Consider the following 15,482-nt stretch of genomic DNA (forward strand, 5'->3'; position numbering starts at 1 on the left):
GTCGGGAGGGAAAGGAAGAGAAGCATGAATAAAACAACAGTGGTTGAGCAGAAATCGCATTTTGCGATTAAGTCAGGGCTGCAGCAGCTCTTAGTATTTGGAAGTTTGATTTTGCTCGTCATCTTTTTTTCTATCGCATCGGATAATTTCTTTCATTTCTCCAATATCATTGGCATTTTGCTCTCCACCGCGGTTATCGGCGTACTGGCGTTAGGCTCGACGTTCGTCATTATTACGGGCGGCATTGATCTTTCGGTTGGCACAGTCATGACGCTGTCCGCAGTCATGACTGGCGTCTTCATTACGATCTGGGGGCTGCCCATTCCGATCGGTATTATCGGCGGTTTGCTAACCGGGGCGTTATGCGGATTTTTATCGGGCTTTACGATTGCTAGACTGGGAATTCCGCCATTTATCGCCACGCTCGCGATGATGATGATTGCCAAAGGGTTAGCATTGGTTATCTCTGGAGCCAAGCCGATCTATTTTACCGACAATGAAGTTTTTATGGAAATATCATTAGGATCGGTATTAGGTGACCTTATTCCAGGCTTTGATATTCCGAACGCTGTCCTTATTTTTTTCATCGTAGCCATCCTCGGGAGCATCTTATTGTCCCGAACGATTGTTGGCCGTTACAACTTCGCAATCGGCAGCAATGAAGAGGCGACGCGTCTATCCGGCATTAATGTGCGAAATTGGAAAATCGTGATTTATACGATAACAGGCGTGTTTACGGGAATTGCCGGCATTCTGATGGCATCAAGGTTGAACACGGCACATCCTTCACTCGGTGCGGGTTACGAGCTGGAAGCGATAGCAGCGGTAATTATCGGCGGCACCTCACTAAGCGGCGGCAAGGGAACGATCTTGGGAACCGTAATCGGTGCTCTTATTATGAGCGTGTTGACGAACGGTTTACGCATCATGTCGGTTCCTCAGGAGTGGCAGACGGTCGTGGTTGGTTTTGTTATATTACTCGCGGTATATGCGGATATTTTGCGTCGTCGCAAGGCTTAACAGCGATATAGTCTCCTTGTGAGATTATATGTAAATGCAAATATAATTCATGATGAAGGGGATATGAACATGAGAAAAGTATGGATGATGGCGGCTTTGGTACTTGTAGTATTCATTAGCGCTTGCAGCTCGAACGGAGGCAGCAATTCACCTACGAATGCACCAGAGTCAACTAAAAAACCGAGCTCTGAAGCGCCTGCTAACACGGAGAAAATGTATGTTCCGGTTATTTCCAAGGGATTCCAGCATCAATTCTGGCAAGCGGTTAAGATTGGCGCAGAGAAGGCAGCAGCCGAGCTGAATGTGGATATCACTTTCGAAGGCCCAGAGTCTGAATCCCAAGTCGACAAACAGCTTGAAATGCTGCAAGTGGCATTGGATAAAAAACCTAGCGCAATCGGTTTCGCCGCGCTGGACAGCCAAGCTTCAATCCCGCTGCTCAAGAAAGCTAAAGAAGCCGGCATTCCTGTTATCGCATTCGACTCCGGCGTGGACAGTGACATTCCGCTTAGTACAGTAGCAACGGATAATGCGGTTGCCGCTGGTGTTGCAGCAGATAAAATGGCGGAATTAATCGGTGGCGAGGGCGAGATTGCGATTATTGCCCATGACCAAACGAGCCGTACGGGGATCGATCGTCGTGATGGCTTCACGAAACGTATCGAGGAAAAATACCCAAATATTAAAATCGTAGATATTCAGTATGGCGGGGGAGATCATCTCAAATCGACCGATGCGGCAAAAGCGATTATGCAAGCGTACCCAAAACTCAAGGGTTTCTTCGGTACCAATGAAGGCTCCGCCATCGGTGTCATTAATGCAGTAATGGAAGCCAAAGCGGTCGGTAAAGTGACGGTTATCGGTTATGATTCCGGCAAAGCACAAATTGATGCGATCAAGAATGGCACGATGGCTGGCGCTATCTCCCAAAATCCGGTTGGCATCGGCTATGAAACGGTAAAAGCCGCAGTTGCGGCTGCCAAAGGCGAAACGGTTGAACCCGCTATCGACAGCGGTTTCGTATGGTACGACAAAACCAACATCGATAACGAAGAGGTTAAAGCCGTTCTTTACGAATAAATAGATAAGCCAATCATTTCAAAGCAATATTGGGGCTGTACGTAAAGGAGCTTTTCCTTCAGCGACAGTCCCGATCATTTTATTCTATTAAAATAACGGAAATTGAGGAGGAAGCTCTATGCGAAAAAGGCTTGTTAGTTCTACTCCCTTTTTATTCTTTCTAAGTTACCGTAGCCGCTCCTGATTTATGTAAAATGTAGCACTTCCTCTATCGTCATAGAAAATATGCGGCGAGAGAGTAGAAGAATTAAAATGAAGTCTATAAGAGATTGTATAAACATTTGTTAAATCAGTAAATACGGAAGACTCCTGCTTAAAAAGCAAGAGTCTTCTTAACGTTGAGTCCATTATAAATTTTTTATATACTCTACTAATTCTGCCACAACCAAAACCTTTCTCCCTGACAGAGTATAATCCTTTCAAACCACGTTCTAAAATTGATTTTAAAAGAAAAGGTTTGTTGGTCAATAAGCTCTCCGAAATCTCGCCAAAATAAATAATTATCACCATCAGTTCGTGAAGAATCGATTAATAAAAGATCACCTTGGTGACTTGCTATGGGTATCCAGTTGTCAAGCATGTAATCATAATGGTTCTGTAATATTTCATCAATACTGAATAATTCAAATCCACCATAGGTTCTTACAACATCGAACAATCGCGCACCATTTGTATATAATAAAAAATTTATATAATCTATCGGTAATGACCAATTTTTTAATTCACACATGCTTTCAATTTCATGCAACGAAGCTGGTGGATTAAAAGTACAAATTGTTTGATATGTTTCTCCACCCGAAGTTTGAATTGTTAATACATTATCATTAAATCTAGACATTAAAGCTTTGATTATAGTCTCATATTCACTCACAAATAACTCCTCCTTAATAGGCAGCAAACCACGGATTGACCGTTCCAGTATGAAAAGTTTTTACTAGTGGGATTAAATTCGAATATACATTAGTACCACCTAAATTTCTTGGTCTAATATGATGTATTTGATAATCATCCCAATTCCAATTTGGAACTCCATATTGTGTTTCATACCATTTGATATATGCATCCCTGCCACTCCAGGAAATTGAAGGAACTCTAGCCCAACTCGTTGTAGCTGGCTCTATCATCACTATACCAGAATGTTGATCAGTATATGGTGGATATACTACCCCATTTTTATTGTAAAGCTGAGCTACATCGGTACCACCATTATGAACACTTACTAAAACCGTTCCGGAATAGATTTGTGCTGTAAAATCGCCTTTCCAATATTTTGTACTAGCTACTGTAGTAGGTTCAGATGCGTCTAGTACTTTTTTCATAGTTTCGCTTGATGTCGCTTCGGTAGAGTATGTGCCATTTCTGGAGGTAGAAGATTTAAGACGATTAGATATTGAAATAGAAGTTGGGGCTTTACCAATATAACTTGAATATACTACTTTATGTGTGATTGTTTTATTTACCACACTAGAAGTGAGATATACATTAAATATTACTGCATTTGCCGGAGCTGCAGCAGCATTAAATGAATTTATGTTCCTATTTTTGTTTAAACTTTTCTCTTTTTCAATTAAATACTCTTCTAAAGTTAGAGATTTACCAGTCTTGTCATCATAAACAATAATATAAGTTTTATAAGAAGACGGTGATACACCAGCAGTAATTTCTTTTTTAGTTACTTCGTTTCTATATCCCGTCGTTAAATACTTCCTAACCTCTTTCAAAAATACATCATCTGGATTTTGCTCTATAGATTCAATAAGTTTTTTTTCTAGATTAAAATCCTCATATTTTATCTTCTCTGCTGATGATCTTTGATTAAAATCTATATGATGTAGCCACATACTCGGGTCTGATTGGCATGGAGATGCAAGGAGCTATGACTATATTCGCTGTAAATCTTAAGCGGATATTGAAATTAATTGATTTAAATACAGGATAAGTAACATTATTTAGTACACAAAAAAAACATCCTTCTCCCAAAATATGAGAATGGATGTCTTTTTTTATGTTCTGCTAGGGACTGCCGAAAAAATGTGTGGGTTGTTCAGTGGCCTCAATAGATAGCGTATTTTTTTTCGAAATCACAAGAGAACATATGATGAAAATGCCCACAGCAAAGCTGGCTTTACGTGGGCAGTGCATTAATAGGGCACATGCTTGCTTGGTTACCTTGAAGCCTTCGAGCTCCTTATGCCGACTCTTCATACGTGGCTTTAATACCTGAACATCAGCTTTATGTCGTGCAGAATGCCAGTAATCGGAGAGTGCAAGCTGAACGTTCTTCTCGTATTGCTGTCGTGGAACGTCCTCCGGATTCGCTGCATCTAGCGTTTCTTGGCGAATTTGCTGCGGAAGCCTGAGGGAGAGAGACCTTCTTTCTTGGAGAAACAGGTGGAATAATGCGAGATATGATGGAAGCCAACTTCATCTGCGATCTGGGCAATAGATTTGGAGGTTTGCAGCAGCAGCCGTTTGGATTGTTCAAGCCGGTAATATTGAAGATAGGTTATTGGGGTCATTCCGTACATTTTCAGCATCACTTTAGCCAGATAATTGGGGTGATAGTTCAACTTCTTTTGCAGCACCGAGTTTGTAATATCGCTGGCATAGTTCTGACGGATGAACAGTTCGATCCGCTCGGCGAGCTGAATCGCGGTGGCGTTCGCGGGGGAAGCGAGATCGCGATCCAAATGTTGCAAAAATAACTGGAAGGAAACTTGTCGCTTCCAGTTCCGAAGCGACTGCGGTTCATTCTCCTGCTGAAAGAAGGTGTCAAGCGCCTCCAACGCTTTCGTCGACAGCTTCATGTGCTTGGGAAGGAAGATGGAACAGACATCGGCGTGATTGACATACGCTAACTTTTTGTGTTCCTCGATCAATTCCAGCTGGTTGCTCTGGCATTCGTTCATGTCGCGGCACATCTGCCAGCTGCCGAAGGTTTGAAAGTGAATCCAGATGATTTCCGTATCGGCTTTGCAGGGCGCATTGCCGTAATGATGAGCATTCGGGAGAAGGATGAGTCCTTCTCCCTCATTGACTTCCCAGCTATGGTCATTCTCGGCAATGGGGAGAACCCCTTTGCGGACGACAATCAGATCGAATACATTGATACAATTTCGGTCGATATGGGTATCTCCTACCTCGTAATAGGCATAACCGCAATCCACGAAATAGGGAATCGGTGGTGAGATAAAATGAAGAATCGTAGAGTCCACACTGTTTCCTCCTAAGATTGGAATCGTGAATATCAAGGTAGAAAATATTGTTATTTTTATAATACTTCATAGTTGTCTTCTAAATAAAGCGTTTCCTGTTGATCGTCTGGCATAAGCTCGATTTCCCGATATCGGGAAATCGGTGGCGTAAGAACGAAGGTTGAAAATATTAAAAATCAGGTTGGAAAATGTTGTTTTTTTTCAAGGTACTTCATGTCACAATTCTATTAAAGCGCTTTCCTGAATCATGTCATGTTGCAATGGCAAAACACGACGGTTTGGTCAGGCGTAGAAAGGCTAAACGTTCATTCAAACGATTAGCATTTAACATCATTCAATTGATGAAGGGAGAACGGGGCAATGAAAGTAGGAAAAAGACTTGGGGTAGGTCTAGTCTTGGCTGCACTGACATTCAGTGCAATAGGCTGTGGGAACAACGGTAACAAAGAGACAAATACAACACCATCGGCAGGAGAGGCTTCAAGTAAACCGGAGAATTCGCCTTCCAAAACGGAAAAGGTCAAGATTACGTATTCGATGTGGGGTAGCGAAGAAGAAGGGAAAACCGTCCAGGCGGCGGCAGACAAGTTTAATGCTTCCCAAGACAAAATCGAAGTAAAAGTGGAGGCAATTCCTTGGGAAAACTACATGACAAAGTTGAATACACAGGCAACGGCAGGCCAATTGCCGGATACGGGGATATTGAAGGAGGATGGCGTCATCCAGTGGTCCTCTGACGGCATGTTGAATGATGTGAGCTCCATGTACGATGGAAGCGACAGCAAGCCGCTCGATAGCTTGGCCTACAAATATCAAGGCAAAACCGTAGCCTATGCTGCTGCCAATGAAATCCTCCTCCTTTATTACAACAAAGACATGTTTGACAAAGCGAATGTGCCTTATCCACCATCTGCACTGGATAAAGCATGGACATGGGATGAATTCGTAGCTGCGGCCAAGAAGCTGACGGTTGACAAGAATGGCAAACATCCTGACGAGGATGGCTTTAAATCGCAGAGCATCGTTCAGTATGGCGCCTCTATTGAAAATCTACCGTGGCAGTTGGAAACCTGGGCGCTTAGCAATGGCGGCGGTTTCTATTCGAGTGACGGGACCGAAGTGAGAATCGGAGAAGACGCCAGTACGGAAGCGATTCAGAAAGTTGCTGATCTATACTTGAAAGATCATGTTGCCCCGTTGTCGGTTGGTCAGACTGATGATGGCATTCAGCGCACCATCATTGCAGGAACGGTTGCCATGGCCACAAACGGTGCGTGGAATGTAGGAACCAGCTTGAACACAGCCAAGGAGAAAGGTTTGAACTATGGCGTTGCCGTACTGCCTTATATGAAGGAAAAGGTTACTCTAAACACGGGCGGCGCCAATGTCGTATTCTCCCAGACCAAGCATCCGAAAGAAGCGATGGAATGGCTCAAATGGTACAATTCCGAAGAAAACAACTGGGGGCTCATCTCATCAGGCATTTGGATGCCAACGCTGCAAAAGTGGTATACGGATGAAACTCTCACCCATAAATGGGTCGACAATCCGAACTTCCCTCCGTATGACGAATACAAGTCTGCGGTAGTCGATTATGCGCAATCCGCCGCCGCGAGACCCGCATCGTGGTTCTATACAAATCATACGACAGACTTTAACACCTTGCTCGGATCGACTCTGGGGGATGTTTGGACCGGAAAGACGACCGCCAAGGAAGCCATAACCAAAAATCTCGATGCTTTGAAAGCGGCTCATACAGGCAATAAATAACGGATAAAAGGAATGACCGCCAATATATTGCAAGTGGCGGTCTTCCTTCAAACATGAGGTGGGGAGCGAGATATGGAACCGATTAACAAACCGCTGAAGCGTCGTTCTCGCTTTTACTCAAGCGAGGCAAGAGTTGCTTATATATGCTTGATTCCGGCTTTCCTCGGACTGATCTTCCTGACCTACCTGCCTCTTCTGGGGGTGCTCGGAATCAGCATGACGAATTGGACAGGGTTAGCCAACCCCGAATTTGTTGGCCTCAATAATTATATCAAGCTGTTTACCACCGATCCGTACATTAAAGATTCGATTATCGCGACGGTCTACTTCGCCGTATTATCCGTAGCCGGAAGCATGATTTATTCGTTTTTCATCGCGATGCTGTTGAACCGTAAAATTCCGGCAAGAGGTTTTTTCAGAGCCGTATTTTATGTGCCGTTCGTTTTGCCGGCTGCTGCTATATACGTAGGTTGGTCCTGGCTTTACGAGGCGAATTTCGGTTTCTTCAACTATCTCCTCTCCGAAATCGGGTTGAGCAAAATTCTCTTTATTGCGGATTCCAGATGGGTAGTTCCTTCGCTTTCCTTGATTGCGGTCTGGTTGTCGGGGAACTTGATCGTTATTTTTTTGGCCGGGCTTCAGAACGTCCCGAGCGTCTATCATGAAGCGGCTGAGATGGATGGCGCAAGCGGATGGAAACGCTTCTGGCATATCACCTTGCCTTGCATGACGCCGATTATCTTTTACAACTTGTTGATGAGCCTGATCGCCAATCTCCAAGTCATAACACCGGCCCTTTCTCTGACCAATGGCGGCCCGGGCAATTCTTCAAGGTTCATGACATATCTGATGTACGATCAGGCTTTCGTCAATTACAGGCTGGGTTATGCTTGTGCGACGACCTTTGTAATTTTCGCCATCCTTGCCGCGTTTACTGGTATTTTGTTCAAGACATCGAATCTGTGGATCTTTTCTGAAGGAGGCGATGGCAATTGAGTGAAGCAGCGTACGTCAGACTAAAGAGCAAGAAACGCAGTGAACGAACGATAAACGTGATTATGTTTGTAGTCGTTGTTTTATTTGCTTTAATCGTGCTCTTCCCGATCTGGTGGATTTTTCGTACGTCTCTGATGACCAATCCCGAGATCTACAAATATCCACCGTCACTATTACCGGGAAATTGGTTGTTTTCCAATTATGAAGATACACTGAAGGTATTTAAATTTTGGAAATATCTAGGAAATACGATGATAATCATCGTTCCTTCCTGTTTGGCGGGAACGTTTACGGCCACCTTGTGCGGATATGCCTTTGCGAGGCTGCGGTTTCGGGGGAAACAGTTGATCTGGACCCTATGTGTCGGTTCAATGCTTTTGCCTACCATGGTTACGCTCATTCCGCTGTACATTGGATGGACGCGGGGGTTGGGGGTCCATGACAGCTATCTGCCATTGATTTTGCCATATTTTTGCGGAGGCGGCGCGTTTAATATCTTTTTAATTAGACAGTTTATTCTCTCCATACCGAGAGAACTCGACCAAGCGGCAACGATTGACGGAGCCGGATACTTCCGCATCTTGTTCAATATTATTATTCCAGCGATCAAGCCCGCCATGATCGTCGTCGCATTGTTTATTTTCATCGGCTTGTGGAATGATTTGCTCCAACAGATGATTTACATTAATTCGAGCGATAAATTCACGATAGCGTTGGGGCTCACCAATTTCAGAGGTCAATTAAAGCAAGATTGGTCGATGACGATGGCCGCCACGTGCTTATCCTTTGCTCCGGGAGTCATTTTCTACCTGATTGGTCAAAAGTATTTTGTAGAGGGAATCACGATGACCGGATTGAAAAATTAGTTCGGATCATTGTCGCTTTGTCCCATTGAAAGGAGAATTATCGATATGAATGTTAGGCTTAATGACCAATTTTGGCAGCCCAGGGTTCGGCAAACTATCCAGGAAACGATTCCCTATCAATGGAAGGCGCTGAACGATGAAATCGAAGGCGCGGAGCCGAGTCACGCCGTAGAAAACTTCCGTATCTCGGCAGGAGAACAGACAGGAACTTTCTACGGAATGGTCTTTCAGGACAGTGATGTAGCCAAATGGATCGAAGCTGCTGCGTACAGCCTGCGGCACTTTCCGAATCCGCAGCTCGAAACCGTCATCGATGCGGTTGTTGATCTGATGGGACGTGCCCAGCAGTCAGACGGCTATTTGAACACTTATTTTTCAGTCGCTGCACCGGAACAGCGCTGGAAGGATTTTTCATTCGGGCATGAGCTTTATTGCGCGGGCCATCTGATCGAGGCCGCGGTGGCTTATTACGAGTCCACGGGCAAGCGGACTTTTGTGGATATGATGTGCCGTTACGCCGATTATATTGACCGGATTATGGGTCCAGATTCGGATAAAATGCAGGTGTACTGCGGGCATGAGGAGATTGAGCTCGCGCTCGTAAAGCTGTTCAAGGCAACGAAAGAACAAAGGTATTTACATTTGAGCCGATACTTCGTAGAGGAGCGTGGAAAGCAGCCGAGTTTCCTGAAGGAGGAGCCCGAGTTCGGCGGACCTTCCAAGGATCGCTGGTTCGATCTGGATTACCATCAGGCTCACGCCCCCGTAAGAGAGCAGGAAACGGCAGAAGGACATTCTGTGCGTGCCATGTATTTGTATTCGGCTATGGCGGATCTCGCGATTGCATATGGAGACGCAACGCTGACCGATGCGCTTCGCAAACTATGGGTTCATGTGACTTCCAAGCGGATGTATATAACGGGAGGGCTTGGCTCGCAAGGTCATGCCGAACGCTTTACGATTGATTACGATCTGCCTAACGACACGGCATACACCGAAACATGCGCATCCATCGGACTTGCCATGTGGGCATTTAGAATGCTCCAGATTGAAACTGACAGCCGATACGGGGATGTGATGGAACGGGTTCTATTCAACGGGGTGCTGAGCGGGATGTCGCTAGATGGCAAACGTTATTTTTACGTCAACCCATTGGAGGTTCATCCTGCTGTAACTCAATACCGTTACGATATGCAGCACGTCAGAACCGAGCGCGTGCCATGGTTCGGCTGCGCTTGTTGTCCGCCTAATATTGCGCGGCTGCTAACGTCTTTGGATACTTACTTCTTTACGCAAAAAGGCAAAGACATCGCTATGCATCTTTACGCTTCCAATGAGAGTACATTCGATGTTCAAGGAAGAAAGATGATATTGCATACGGAAACTCATTATCCATGGGACGGAAATATCCAGATCCGACTGCAAATGGATGAGCCGACCGATTGCACGCTTTCTTTCCGAATCCCTTCATGGTGTAGAGATCCTTACATCAAGGTAAACGGGAACTTGCAAGCGCTGGATACGATCGTCAAGAGCGGATATGCGCATATCAGCAGAACGTGGATGGAAAACGACGAGATCAAGCTGTATTTCCCGATGATCGTCGAGCGCATTGAGTCGAACCCCAAAGTGCACGAGAATGCTGGCAAAATCGCTTTGCAATACGGTCCGCTCGTTTATTGTATGGAGGAAGTGGACAACGGCCCGGATCTTACGGATATCTGCTTTCCCGAAGATTCTGAATTAACGGCAGTGTATAAGGAAGATGTTCTAGGCGGTATTGTCGTGTTAACCGGAGAAGGGCTGCGTTCAGATTTTTGTTGGGAAGATGACCTGTACAGGCCGGTCATGCGAAAGAAGAAGAGCGTCCCAATCTTGGCTGTGCCATACGCATTTTGGGGTAATCGGAAGCCAGGCGAAATGACGGTTTGGATTCGCGAAAAATAAAAAAAGTCGAACGAATACTTTTTGGATTAAGACACTGCGCTAGAACCGATGACCTCTTACATTCTCATAAATATTGTTAATCCGAAATGAGACTTCTGCTATGCAGAAGTCTTTTTTTGTAGGATAAAAGTGATCTGCTTGAGTTACGGGGTGTATAATCCCCCTATAATTTCGACCGCTCGGTAGTAGTGGAAGGTGGATGATCGACAGAAGGTTATCAATATGGTAACCTGCAATCATGACAAACTCGACTGGAAAGCCGGATGATTCGCTTGTCCGATTCTCATATGGATTATTTCTGAACAATATGGTTTCTATGAACTGCTCATTTAAGGAGAAGGGACGGCAATGAATGAAAAGTATTTTTGATCGAAACCATACGAACGAGATTTTAGCACGTATCGATAAGTTAGAGGGTCATTCAGAACCACATTGGGGGCAGATGAATGCTGCTCAAATGCTGGCTCACTGCTCCGCATTCCAGGACATTGCCTCGGGCGTTTCTTTTCCAAAGAGAGGATGGCTTGGGGTCGTGATTGGAGGCTTCGTGAAACCAATAATGTATAATGACAAAACATTGCCCCACAATATGTCAACGATCCCGACCATTAAATTTACAGATGAAAGAGAATTCGAGAAAGAAAGAGAATTATTGAAACAAAAAACCGACTTATTTCAGCGCAATGGACCGGAGAGGTGCACGACTCATCCCCACCCCTTTTTCGGCAAGCTTACCCCCGAGCAGTGGGGCATCGGTATCTATAAGCACTTGGATCATCATTTAAAGCAGTTTGGCGTTTAGTTTTCTCTGTGTGATGTTCGGGCTAGGGCATATTTCAAGAGGTCAACGGCTTGATCCCGCTAGTCTCCATTAAACCATAAATTCAAACCACTTCTGCTGAAGTGGTTTATTTATTTGTGACAATCGTTTTCTATTTATATATTTTTTTCATACAATTTCCCATAATTTTTTGGTGATTTGGCGATAATCATTTGTTAGACTAAGCACAGAAACATGAAGGAGATCACGCTATGTACACGATTTATCTTGTTGAGGATGATATGAACTTGAATCAAATTCTTGCTTATTACTTAAAACAGGAAGGCTGGCAGGTTAGCAGTTTTACGGACGGTGATGAAGCAAGGCGGTCTATTCAGCAAAAACCGGATATGTGGAATCTTGACATATGAAGGTGTTATCCGAAACAACAGAATCAATGACCAACTTTCTTGATAGGTGCAGCCCATTCGGGTTTTCAACGACCTTAATTGTTCTCTCGACGGCTTTCGAAGATAAAAGTTTGGTAGGAAACAATATGTGATTAGGGATGAAACGGAATACCTAGATAGTTTCACTACAGAAACGGCAGAGATGCCGTTTTTTATTTTGATCTTTGTGTGTATGATATTCCATTAGAAAATAATGAATAAAGCCTTTCGGAATAAACTCCAAAAGGCTTCATATCTAAATTCTATAGCTAGATTTTCATCATTGTGTAGTCATCGTAGAAACCGAGGCAAGAATTCAACTACCTCAAATTATTTATTGCGGGCAGAAATTTGAATGCAGTATTGTCGGATGGAATCGGTTTGATATCAGGGTAAGTTTTAGTTTACATAAGATAAAGCAGAGAGAGGGTACTCCATTTTTGTGTATTTAATGTATAAGCAGGGAAAACAGTGTTTAAAATAGAGCGTACTTGTCCGCTAAGTCAGCTGTTCCTGACTTAGCGGATTTTTTATTACTACATTGCTGGGGCAACTAGAAGCATGATAGTATTTTAAGTAATGGAATGTTGCTAAATGGTTATTAGAAGAAATTAAAGCAATCCATAAATTGATCCGAATACAACTAGAGGTGAACAGGATGCTGAAAATTAACCGTGAGGACAAGCGTCCAATATGGCAACAACTGCTTGATCAAGCAATCCATAACATCACAACCGGCAAATGGCTGCCAGGCGAGTTGCTGCTGCCTTCTCGTGAACTCGCACTATTAGTGGGTGTCTCTCGTTCAACGATACAGATTGTTTATGAGGAATTATTTAGTCGCGGCTACACGGTTACTTCAAGGCGCGGCGGAACAAGCGTGAGTGACTGGACCAGCAGAACAAGTTTTACAGAGGATGTGAAACCCCAAGGGCCTAACACCCCTGAGTTACCTTTATTAAACGAAGCAGTCAGTCATTTGCAGAGCTGGTTTAGAGGCAAAGAATATCAAAATGTTGAGATCGATTTCAGCCCGCATGAGCCTTATTTGGATCAACATTTTCAGAAAAATTGGAGACACTCATTTTTGCAAGCCTCGAAAGAAACGGACCTGGACAGTTGGACATATGGCAACGCTTATGGTTTCGTTCCACTACGCGAACAGATTGGGCGTTATCTGTCACTCGAGCGAGGTGTTCACGTTCATATCGATCAAATTATTTTAACTTCGGGCGCACAACATAGCCTTGATTTGATCGCTCAAGCACTTTTAAATGAAGGAGAAACGGTTTCCGTAGAAGATCCCGGGTTCCCCGCCGCATGGATGGCCATGAAATATCGGCGGATGAATGTTGTTCCTGTCCCTGTTGATGATTACGGATTACAGGTAGATCACATTCATCCACAATCAAAGCTTGTTTATGTTACGCCTTCACATCAGTGTGCAGTTGGGGTGATCATGTCGGAGCCCCGCAGGCAACAATTGCTACATATGGCTGCTCAGCAGCAATTTTGGATTGTAGAAGACGACTATGACAGCGAATTTCGGTATCGTGGCGACCCGTTGCCTACGTTGTTTAGCCAGCAATCTCAGAACACATTGTATATGATGAGTTTTTCAAAAATGATTGCTCCTGGTATACGAATATCCGCAATCATTGGCCCCCAAAAAGCCATTCGCCAGCTAGCACAAGTCCAAGAGCTAACCTATCGTCACCTTCCGATTATGGAGCAATTAACGCTTACACACTTTATTGAACATGGGTATTTCATGCGTCACATGAGAAGGGTCAGAAACGTATATCGGCGCAGACATGAAGCGATGTCGAAAGCCATTAGCTCATCTGGCTTAGGAGAACGTTTCAAGCTAAGCGGCGTAGAAACGGGATTACACATGTTTTTAGAAGCGGAAGACTCGTTTAACGAACAAGCCTTTACGAACCAAGCGTTAGAAAAGGGAGTACGCGTTTATCCGCTGAGCCATTATTGTTTGGAAAGTAATCGAAAAGGGTGGGTGCTTGGTTTTGCTAAAGTAGATGAGTCAGCAATAACAAAAGGGATTTATCGTCTTGCGGAGATGCTGCTATAATTCGAACATCTCCGTCTCTTGGGTGAGTCGATCTGTCTCTGTATTTATGATCATGTTTCCTACTATTTCTGCTGAGCTTGTTTTATTCTACTCATTCTGGATGATTTTTGGCGGAAATGTCCATGTATCAAAACATGCGCAGCCAAACCTGCAACGAGACCCCAAAATGCACCGCCAACACCAAGTAATGTAACATTTGCAGCCGTTGCTAAAAAAGTAATCAGAGCTGTCTCACGTCCCTTGGGATCAATTAAAGCGCCTGCAAGGCTGCTGCCAATTGTTCCAAGCAAGGCCAATCCGGCTAACGTCGCGATGAAGGTGGCAGGAAGAATCAGAAACAAAGCAGCTAGCGTCACACCAAATAGGCCGACGATAATGTAAAAAATACCACAAGCAATTCCTGCTATATAACGTTTATTTGAATCTTCATGCGAGTCTTTACCTGTACAAATCGCTGCAGTAATAGCTGCTACATTAAAAGCATGCGACCCGAATGGTGCTGCAAGGAGTGAGCCTAAACCGGTTACTGTCAAAATCGGATTCGCACTCGTTTTAAATCCATCATTTCGCAATACTAGCATTCCAGGCATATATTGCCCCGTCAAAGTAATAACAAATAGAGGTAATGCTACGCTGAGTAAAGTATCAAATGAAAGCTCGGGAACAACAAATATAGGTGTTGCGATTGCCCATTTGATATTGCTGAAATCAACATTTTTCACACTAATCAAGTAGATAAGTCCAATTATTAAAATACCGATGATAGCGTAACGGGATGTAAACCTTTTTAATATTACATAAGCAGCAAATAGGACAACGACAAGTAATGGGTCAAATTCCGCTCCACCGAAGGCTGAAATACCAAACTTCAATAGAATGCCAGCCAGCAAACCAGAAGCAATGCCTGAGGGAATAAGCCGTACGAAACGCTCGAACATTCCCGATAATCCCAAAGCAATAAACCCTAAAGCAGAGATGATGTAAGCGCCAATCACTTCAGAATATGGGGTTACTGCTAATGCCGAAACGAGAAAAGCTGCACCTGGTGTGGACCAAGCCGTAATAATCGGTTCACGGTATCGATAACTTAGCCAAATGCCAGTAATCCCCACACCAACGGAGATCGACATTACCCATGAAGCAGTCATTTCAGCGCTCAGACCAGCTGCTTTGGCTGCTTGAAATACGAGAACAAAGGTCCCGCCATAGTTGACAATGACAGATATTAAAGCAGCTATGGTAGGAGATATAAAATCACGGCTGTGCAGTGAAGATGATATTGTATCCATA

Annotated in this window: 13 protein-coding genes; 9 read left to right on the plus strand and 4 right to left on the minus strand. The window is 44.1% G+C overall.

Annotated features, from left to right (window positions below; all coding sequences use genetic code 11):
• The first annotated feature begins 24 nt into the window (after positions 1-24).
• Both AC1DM9_RS18325 and AC1DM9_RS18330 read left to right on the plus strand, forming a co-directional pair.
• A complete protein-coding gene (locus tag AC1DM9_RS18325; RefSeq protein WP_477512820.1) occupies positions 25-1,020 on the plus strand; it encodes an ABC transporter permease in 996 nt (331 codons plus the stop codon).
• Between the two features lie 63 nt (positions 1,021-1,083).
• Positions 1,084-2,100, plus strand: coding sequence for a substrate-binding domain-containing protein (locus AC1DM9_RS18330; protein WP_477581483.1), 1,017 nt, complete (start codon positions 1,084-1,086; stop codon positions 2,098-2,100).
• Positions 2,101-2,470: 370 nt separating this feature from the next.
• On the opposite strand, the gene AC1DM9_RS18335 is transcribed toward AC1DM9_RS18330, so the two are convergent.
• The 3 genes from AC1DM9_RS18335 to AC1DM9_RS18345 all read right to left on the minus strand — a co-directional run bounded on the left by AC1DM9_RS18335 (position 2,471) and on the right by AC1DM9_RS18345 (position 5,315).
• Positions 2,471-2,971 (minus strand): SMI1/KNR4 family protein, encoded by a 501-nt coding sequence (locus AC1DM9_RS18335; protein WP_477581485.1) that lies wholly within the window; start codon positions 2,969-2,971, stop codon positions 2,471-2,473.
• A 13-nt stretch (positions 2,972-2,984) separates the two neighbouring features.
• Positions 2,985-3,941 (minus strand): HNH endonuclease signature motif containing protein, encoded by a 957-nt coding sequence (locus AC1DM9_RS18340; protein WP_477581487.1) that lies wholly within the window; start codon positions 3,939-3,941, stop codon positions 2,985-2,987.
• Positions 3,942-4,424: 483 nt separating this feature from the next.
• Entirely contained in the window at positions 4,425-5,315 is an 891-nt protein-coding gene (locus AC1DM9_RS18345) for an AraC family transcriptional regulator (protein WP_477512824.1), read from the minus strand.
• 360 nt (positions 5,316-5,675) lie between these two features.
• Between AC1DM9_RS18345 and AC1DM9_RS18350 the strand changes: the two genes are divergently transcribed.
• The 7 genes from AC1DM9_RS18350 to pdxR all read left to right on the plus strand — a co-directional run bounded on the left by AC1DM9_RS18350 (position 5,676) and on the right by pdxR (position 14,192).
• Positions 5,676-7,085, plus strand: a complete 1,410-nt coding sequence (locus AC1DM9_RS18350; RefSeq protein ID WP_441880835.1) for an ABC transporter substrate-binding protein — start codon at positions 5,676-5,678, stop codon at positions 7,083-7,085.
• Positions 7,086-7,157: 72 nt separating this feature from the next.
• Positions 7,158-8,081, plus strand: a complete 924-nt coding sequence (locus AC1DM9_RS18355; RefSeq protein WP_477581490.1) for a carbohydrate ABC transporter permease — start codon at positions 7,158-7,160, stop codon at positions 8,079-8,081.
• Positions 8,078-8,947, plus strand: coding sequence for a carbohydrate ABC transporter permease (locus AC1DM9_RS18360; RefSeq protein ID WP_076270453.1), 870 nt, complete (start codon positions 8,078-8,080; stop codon positions 8,945-8,947). Before AC1DM9_RS18355 ends, AC1DM9_RS18360 begins: the two co-directional genes overlap by 4 nt.
• A gap of 45 nt (positions 8,948-8,992) precedes the next feature.
• Positions 8,993-10,894 carry a glycoside hydrolase family 127 protein gene (locus AC1DM9_RS18365; protein WP_477581492.1) on the plus strand — a complete coding sequence of 634 codons (1,902 nt, stop codon included), beginning with the start codon at positions 8,993-8,995 and terminating at the stop codon, positions 10,892-10,894.
• Between the two features lie 352 nt (positions 10,895-11,246).
• The gene (locus AC1DM9_RS18370) at positions 11,247-11,696 is read left to right on the plus strand and encodes a DUF1569 domain-containing protein (protein ID WP_477581494.1); all 450 of its coding nucleotides are present in this window, start codon (positions 11,247-11,249) and stop codon (positions 11,694-11,696) included.
• Positions 11,697-11,926: 230 nt separating this feature from the next.
• Positions 11,927-12,085 carry a response regulator gene (locus tag AC1DM9_RS18375; RefSeq protein ID WP_339203977.1) on the plus strand — a complete coding sequence of 53 codons (159 nt, stop codon included), beginning with the start codon at positions 11,927-11,929 and terminating at the stop codon, positions 12,083-12,085.
• Positions 12,086-12,761: 676 nt separating this feature from the next.
• On the plus strand, positions 12,762-14,192 hold the full coding sequence (gene pdxR, locus AC1DM9_RS18380; RefSeq protein WP_477581496.1) for a MocR-like pyridoxine biosynthesis transcription factor PdxR: 1,431 nt from the start codon (positions 12,762-12,764) through the stop codon (positions 14,190-14,192).
• Between the two features lie 62 nt (positions 14,193-14,254).
• Here pdxR and AC1DM9_RS18385 read toward each other — a convergent pair whose 3' ends face one another.
• Positions 14,255-15,481, minus strand: coding sequence for a benzoate/H(+) symporter BenE family transporter (locus AC1DM9_RS18385; RefSeq protein ID WP_477581498.1), 1,227 nt, complete (start codon positions 15,479-15,481; stop codon positions 14,255-14,257).
• Position 15,482 lies beyond the last annotated feature (1 nt).

Source organism: Paenibacillus sp. 01T431 (assembly GCF_056398625.1).

Excerpts from the sequence above, each read along its gene's own strand:
- AC1DM9_RS18365 (WP_477581492.1), top strand. The coding sequence starts at position 8,993 with ATGAATGTTAGGCTTAATGACCAATTTTGGCAGCCCAGGGTTCGGCAA.
- AC1DM9_RS18340 (WP_477581487.1), bottom strand. The coding sequence starts at position 3,941 with ATGTGGCTACATCATATAGATTTTAATCAAAGATCATCAGCAGAGAAG.
- AC1DM9_RS18350 (WP_441880835.1), top strand. The coding sequence starts at position 5,676 with ATGAAAGTAGGAAAAAGACTTGGGGTAGGTCTAGTCTTGGCTGCACTG.
- AC1DM9_RS18385 (WP_477581498.1), bottom strand. The coding sequence starts at position 15,481 with ATGGATACAATATCATCTTCACTGCACAGCCGTGATTTTATATCTCCT.
- AC1DM9_RS18330 (WP_477581483.1), top strand. The coding sequence starts at position 1,084 with ATGAACATGAGAAAAGTATGGATGATGGCGGCTTTGGTACTTGTAGTA.
- AC1DM9_RS18375 (WP_339203977.1), top strand. The coding sequence starts at position 11,927 with ATGTACACGATTTATCTTGTTGAGGATGATATGAACTTGAATCAAATT.
- AC1DM9_RS18325 (WP_477512820.1), top strand. The coding sequence starts at position 25 with ATGAATAAAACAACAGTGGTTGAGCAGAAATCGCATTTTGCGATTAAG.
- AC1DM9_RS18370 (WP_477581494.1), top strand. The coding sequence starts at position 11,247 with ATGAAAAGTATTTTTGATCGAAACCATACGAACGAGATTTTAGCACGT.
- pdxR (WP_477581496.1), top strand. The coding sequence starts at position 12,762 with ATGCTGAAAATTAACCGTGAGGACAAGCGTCCAATATGGCAACAACTG.
- AC1DM9_RS18355 (WP_477581490.1), top strand. The coding sequence starts at position 7,158 with ATGGAACCGATTAACAAACCGCTGAAGCGTCGTTCTCGCTTTTACTCA.